This is a genomic window from Okeania sp. SIO2B9 (assembly GCF_010672505.1).
Taxonomy (GTDB): Bacteria; Cyanobacteriota; Cyanobacteriia; order Cyanobacteriales; family Microcoleaceae; genus Okeania; species Okeania hirsuta.
This window is the reverse complement of the sequence record NZ_JAAHGK010000344.1, coordinates 1-6,210: the sequence shown is the minus strand read 5'-3', so window position 1 is coordinate 6,210 and position 6,210 is coordinate 1. Positions and strand designations below refer to the sequence as shown.

The 6,210-nt window shown below is 40.5% G+C and carries 6 protein-coding genes; all 6 read right to left on the bottom strand.

Translation table 11 applies throughout. The annotated features are described in order from the left end of the window. Positions 1-539 precede the first annotated feature (539 nt). The gene (locus F6K13_RS13920) at positions 540-1,721 is read right to left on the bottom strand and encodes an NAD(P)/FAD-dependent oxidoreductase (protein WP_124155620.1); all 1,182 of its coding nucleotides are present in this window, start codon (positions 1,719-1,721) and stop codon (positions 540-542) included. Positions 1,722-1,874: 153 nt separating this feature from the next. Continuing rightward, positions 1,875-3,077 (bottom strand): NAD(P)/FAD-dependent oxidoreductase, encoded by a 1,203-nt coding sequence (locus tag F6K13_RS13915; RefSeq protein WP_287287645.1) that lies wholly within the window; start codon positions 3,075-3,077, stop codon positions 1,875-1,877. 32 nt (positions 3,078-3,109) lie between these two features. After that, on the bottom strand, positions 3,110-4,309 hold the full coding sequence (locus tag F6K13_RS13910) for an NAD(P)/FAD-dependent oxidoreductase (RefSeq protein WP_287287644.1): 1,200 nt from the start codon (positions 4,307-4,309) through the stop codon (positions 3,110-3,112). Positions 4,310-4,350: 41 nt separating this feature from the next. Beyond that, on the bottom strand, positions 4,351-4,644 hold the full coding sequence (locus F6K13_RS13905) for an NAD(P)/FAD-dependent oxidoreductase (RefSeq protein WP_287287643.1): 294 nt from the start codon (positions 4,642-4,644) through the stop codon (positions 4,351-4,353). Then, positions 4,616-5,545 (bottom strand): NAD(P)/FAD-dependent oxidoreductase, encoded by a 930-nt coding sequence (locus tag F6K13_RS13900; RefSeq protein WP_287287641.1) that lies wholly within the window; start codon positions 5,543-5,545, stop codon positions 4,616-4,618. Before F6K13_RS13900 ends, F6K13_RS13905 begins: the two co-directional genes overlap by 29 nt. A gap of 301 nt (positions 5,546-5,846) precedes the next feature. Beyond that, the coding region (locus F6K13_RS13895) for a DUF3226 domain-containing protein (protein WP_353735660.1) at positions 5,847-6,210 on the bottom strand (364 nt) is incomplete at its 5' end.

Sequence of the window (6,210 nt, the reverse complement as noted above, 5' to 3'; positions counted from 1 at the left end):
CAGGGGTTTTCAGAGGATGATTAACCAGATTCAGATTCATGGTCATACTGACTCAAGGATCCAACTCAATGCCGATCATTTTTAGCTTGGCTATTGACCATTTATTTTACGATCGCGATCACACTTCTGAGTATTCTATCTCAGGAAGAAGGCATTGCTTCTACTGGTCACTTATTTCTGCCATCCTGCACTAGTTTGAGCGTTTTTCAAACTTTCCGTTACTGGCTGCGATTGACTCTGATACTTAACTGGAGGCTGTTTGGAGTGATTGTATTTATGTGATTTTAGAATATACCGATCGCTTATCAAAGTCAACACATCTTTTTCGTGTCCATGTATGGATACAAGAGGTATAATAGCTAAAAGTGTTAATAGACTTGCTTTCAAGGGCAAAATAGTAGATTTGTCTGGGGGTAATTTCATATTAGTATTGGTATTTGGCTATTTGTTACGATCGGACTTACGCAAGGATACTATATATAGTGCCTACTAATTTAGGCGATCTTCACTGTAATTTTGTGCGATCGCCTCTCGACTGGCTAATATACCCTACAGGACGCTACCGCTAATGGATCGTATTTATAAAGCCAGTCTTCAAACTCCTCATTACTTCTGAATATCTCCTGAAGATATTTTTCGCTGTCAGGTTCGTATGCTCGCCTGCCCGCCAAACCACTACGAGCTTGAATAATATGTGTGCGTTCTATGCGATTTCTATCATATAGAGCTAAAGCTGCGTCAAGGTTGGGAGCTTTTGCCAGGTACTCCGAGAGTTCGTAGCCATCTTCAAAAGCCGTACTTGCTCCCTGTCCAATAGATGGACTCATGGGATGAGCAGCATCTCCCAAAAGTGTAACTCTCCCCTTGCTCCAACTGGACAATGGTTCTCTATCCCATATCGGTCGTTCTACAATGATTTCTGCATCTGTTGCTTCCATAATCTCAGGCACAGGAGATGCCCACTCACCAAATTCTTTGAGCAGCCGAGATTTAATATCAGCAGCATTCCCAGAATTAGAATCATCTACACACAGCATTGTTGCTCCCCAAAATATATATCCGTCACCCACATCCATCAGTGTAAGGTTCTTAGGTGCGGCTGTCATTGTAGTCACTTCATTAGCACCAAGCAGTTCGTGACTATACTTGAGAAGACCACGCCAAGACATTCTACCTAAATAGCGAGGTTCGCCATCACCAATTAGTGTTTGTCTGACAGCAGATTTAATTCCATCTGCTCCTACTACTAGGTCTACCTCTACTGTTTTTTTGCCCTCAAATTCTACTGTTACACTGTTATGGTTTTGAGTGAAGTCAACACAGCGATGATTCAGGTGAATTATTTCTGGTGGAAGTGCTGCTGCCAGAATTTCCTGTAATTTAGACCAGCGGATACTCAACAAAGGTTGTCCGTATTTTTCCATTAGGGTGATTTTTGTTTTTTGAGTTATCTCTCCAGTATTTTTCTGCAAGCTTACGACTTTGAGTATGCTCCCCGCTTGTTTTAATTGTTCTACTATAGTTGATTCTATCGCCTCTAGAGCTTTTAAACCGTTAGGATTGAGGGATAAACCTGCGCCGACTGGGCGCAACTCTCTAGCTTTCTCATAGACATGAGCATCAATGCCTTTTTTTCTCAGAGCGATCGCTGTTGCTAGACCACCAATACCGCCACCGATAATGGCGACTTTCTGCACTACAGGTTTAGAAGTTTCTCTCATTTTGCTTGTTTCCTTTTGATTGGTATAGTAATCCGAAATAGGTTGTAAGATTTATCGTAGGTTTCTGGTCTCCAAATCCTTTATGCGCTTGGGTTGGGAGACAAAACCCCTACAGTTTCTTTCACGAATCATTTCTTATGGCTATATTTGTTCTTATACTACTACTTTTTCTTGCCAAGGTTTAAAACGTGACTCTGAATTTGGCTCGTAATCATACAGCCAATTTTGAAACTCTTCCTCTTCAAACATCTGCTGTGACTTTTGATTGGTTTGCTGATTAGATTGATAATAGCGTTTTTCACCCTCCGCACTACGGGTTTGAATAATTGCTGTACGGCGAATTCGACGGTTATCGTAGTTTGCAAGTGCAGTTTCTAGCTCTGAGAAGTTGTACAAACACTCAGCAAGTTCATAAGCGTCTTCAAAAGTAGTATTAGCTCCTTGCCCTACTGATGGTGCCATCGGATGAGCTGCATCTCCCAATAACGTCACCCTACCATAACTCCATTGCTTCAATGGCAGTCTGTCACATATCCGCCCTTCTAATATCCGTTCAGGATCTGTCTGTGCCATCAGTTCTCTTACTGGTTCCATCCAATTAGCAAATTCTCTAAGGACGCGACACTTTGCTTCAGCAAAAGTGGAAGAAAGGGAGGAGTCTGGTAAAAGCTTCCGAGCGCCCCAGTACATATCTCCCTCCCCTAAGTTCAGCAGGAATAATATGCTTTTTTCTCCGTTCATAACGATGACTTCATTTGGAGGTAGTAACTCTTCTTGATAATTGACAACAGCTCGCCAAGACATACTACCCAAATATCGAGGTTGACCATCACCTATCAATATTTCTCTAACTGTAGAGTTTACCCCATCAACTCCAATAAGCAAATCTGACTCGACCGTTTTGCCATTCTCAAAGTGGGTGATGACGCTGTTTTCATTTTGTTCAAAGCCAATACAACGATGATTCAGATGAATGACTTCTGCTGGAAGTGCAGATGCTAAAATTTGTTGTAAACGCCACCAGCAAATAGTTAATGCTGGTTGTCCGTATTTTCTCATTATGGGACTTTCGGTAGTCCTGATTGTTTCTCCAGTCCTTGTTTTCAAAGTGACTCTCTGGACTTGACAACTTGAATATTTTAGTGTATGCACTACACCTGGTTTAATGGCATCTAGGCATTTCAGACCATTAGGCAGCAAACTTATATTTGCTCCCACTGGACGAAATTTCCTAGCCCGTTCATACACATGGGCATCAAAACCTTGTTTTCTCAGAGCGATCGCTGTTGCTAGACCACCAGGACCAGCACCAATAATAGCGACTTTTTCCACAATAGGTTTTGACCTTTCTCTCATTTTGCTTGTTTCCTTTTTTTTAGTATTTGTTGTTATATTACTACAGTTTCTTTCCAAGGTTTCAGACGCGACTCTGATTTTGGATCGTAATCATACACCCAATTTTGAAACTCTTGAAAATCCTGCGGTGACTTTTGCTTGGTTTGTTGACTCGGTTGATAGAACTGAAGTTTATCACCTTTAGCACTACGGGTTTGAATAATTGCTGTGCGCTGAATGCGACGTTTGTCGTAGGTATTGAGAGCAGTTTCTAGGTCGGGAAAATTGGCCAGACACTCAGCAAGTTCATAAGCATCTTCAAAAGTGGTATTAGTACCTTGCCCTGATGATGGTGGCATCAGATGAGCAGCATCTCCCAATAGAGTCACCCTACCATAACTCCATTGCTTTAATGCTAGTCTCTGGCAGATCGGAGTTTCTAAGATGCGTTCAGCATTGGTTGCTTCGATCACTTTCTGTACTAATTCGTTCCAATTAGCATATTCTTTGACAACACGAGACTTTGTTTCAGCAGGAGTGGTGGAAAAAGATGCTTCTGATAATACCTTCTGAGCAATCCAGTTCATATTTCCCTCCCCTAAATTGAAGATAAATAATAGACTGTCTTCTCCCTTCATTATAATGGCTTCATCAGGTGGCAGTAGCTCCTCTTTATAGTCAAGAACAGCACGCCAAGACATACTACCAAGATATTGAGGTTCCCCATCACCAATCAATTTTTGTCTGACTACAGAATTTGCACCATCTGCTCCAATGAGTAGATCGGCTTGGGCAGTTTTTCCATTTTCAAAATAGGTAACAACATTGTTTTCATTTTGTTCAAAGTCAATGCAACGATGATTCAGATGAATAACGTTTGGTGGGAGAAATGATGCCAGAATCTGTTGCAACCGCCACCACCAAATAGTTAATGTTGGTTGTCCGTATTTAGCCATCATGCTACTTTCGCTAGTTCTAATTGTTTCTCCACTGATTGTTTTCAAGGTAGTTTTCTGGAGTTGACAACCTGAATTTTTTAGAGTATTCAATATGTCTGTTTGAATAGCATCCAGGCATTTTAGACCATTAGGCATTAAACCTAAACCTGCTCCCACTGGACGAAATTCCTTGGCTTTTTCATAGACATGGGCATCAATACCTTGTTTTCTCAGAGCGATCGCTGTTGCTAGACCACCTGGACCCGCACCAATAATGGCAACTTTTTCCACAATAGGTTTGGATGTTTCTCTCATTTTGCTTGTTTCCTTTTTTTTGATGTTTGTTGTTATACTACTCAGGTCTGTTTCCAAGGTTTCAGACGTGACTCTGATTTTGGATCGTAATCATATACCCAATGTCGAAACTCTTCAAAACCCTGCGGTGGCTGTGGGTTTGTCTGCTGAGTATTTTTGTAGTAACCTTTCTCGCCCTCCGCACTACGGGTTTGAATAATTGCTGTACGCTGGATGCGTCGGTTGTCATAGTTGGCAAGTGCAGTTTGCAGGTCTGGGAAATTACCCAAACATTCAGCAAGTTCATAAGCGTCTTCAAAAGTAGTATTAGCTCCTTGTCCTGCGGATGGTGCCATTGGATGAGCTGCATCTCCCAATAACGTTACCCTGCCATAACTCCATTGCTTCAATGGCAGTCTGTCGCAGATTGGCCCTTTCTAATATCCGTTCAGCATCGGTTGCTTCCATCAGTTTCCGCACCGGCTCGATCCAATCAGCAAATTCTTTGAGGACACGAGACTTAACCTCATCAGCAGTCCTGGACAGAGAGGAATCTGACAATACCTTCCGAGCGCCCCAGTACATATTTCCCTCCCCTAAGTTAAGCAGGAATAATATGCTTTTTTCTCCCCTCATAATTATGACTTCATTTGGTGGTAGTAGATCGTTGTTATTGTCATAATTAATGACAGTACGCCAAGACATAGTGCCAAGATATCTAGGTTGCCCGTCACCAATCAATATTTGTCTAACTGTAGATTTGACCCCATCAGCTCCAATGAGCAAGTCTGCTTGGGCAGTTTTTCCGTTATCAAAATGAGTAATAACAGTGTTTTCATTTTGTTCAAAGCTAATGCAACGATGATTCAGATGAATGACTTCTGGTGGTAGATATGATGCTAAAATCTGTTGCAAACGCCACCACCAAATAATTAACAGTGGTTGCCCATATTTTTCCATCATGGTACTTTCGCTAGTCCTAATTGTTTCTCCAGTGCTTGTTTTCACAGTCACTCTTTTAACTTGACAACCTGAACGTTTTAGTATATCTACTATACCTGGTTGAATCACATCTAGACATCTCAAACCATTGGCCTGTAAACCTAAACCTGCCCCTACTGGACGTAATTCCTTGGCTCGCTCGTACACATGGGCATCAATACCTTTTTTTCTCAGAGCGATCGCTGTTGCTAGACCACCAGGCCCCGCTCCAATGATGGCTACTTTGTTTACAACAGGTTGGGAAGTTTCTCTCATTTTGCTTGTTTCCTTTTTCTTAGTATTTTTTATGATCATACTACTGTTTCTTTCCAAGGTTTAAGAGGTGACTCTGAATTTGGGAGCGTAATCATACAGCTAATTTTAAAAGTTTTCAAAACCTAATATTTTGGTTAGCAGTATTAGTTATTTCTAAAAGTTCTATTAAAAATGTTTTTAGTTTTTTTAATGCTGCTACTTCAAGAAGTGTTTTATCGCTCACCCAATTATTATCTGCGATGCTAACTGTATTTGTTTTTCCTGGTTTTAAAACACTAACTACTGTGGCTACTAAAGCTTTTTATCGATCAAATGGCTTCCATTTAAGAGATTTTTGTTCTTGTTCAGAAAAGTCTGCTAGATATGATTTAGCTCTTTCCATATATTCTGGATAAGCTACTTTTCCACATTCACATAATAAGGTATCTAAAACTCCGTGAGAAATATTATCTGGTAATACATAAATACCTGTTCTGGGAATATTTATATCTACAAAACCAGGCTGATTAGGAAAATTAGGGAAGTATTTACATAAGTCACTATAATATTCTGCTACTACATCTTCAGGATTTTTTTTATCGGCATCTGCAACAATTCCAAATGCTGCTATATCATTTCTATATTGAGAATTATTAGATAAAATATCATCTAAATTTTTCACAAGA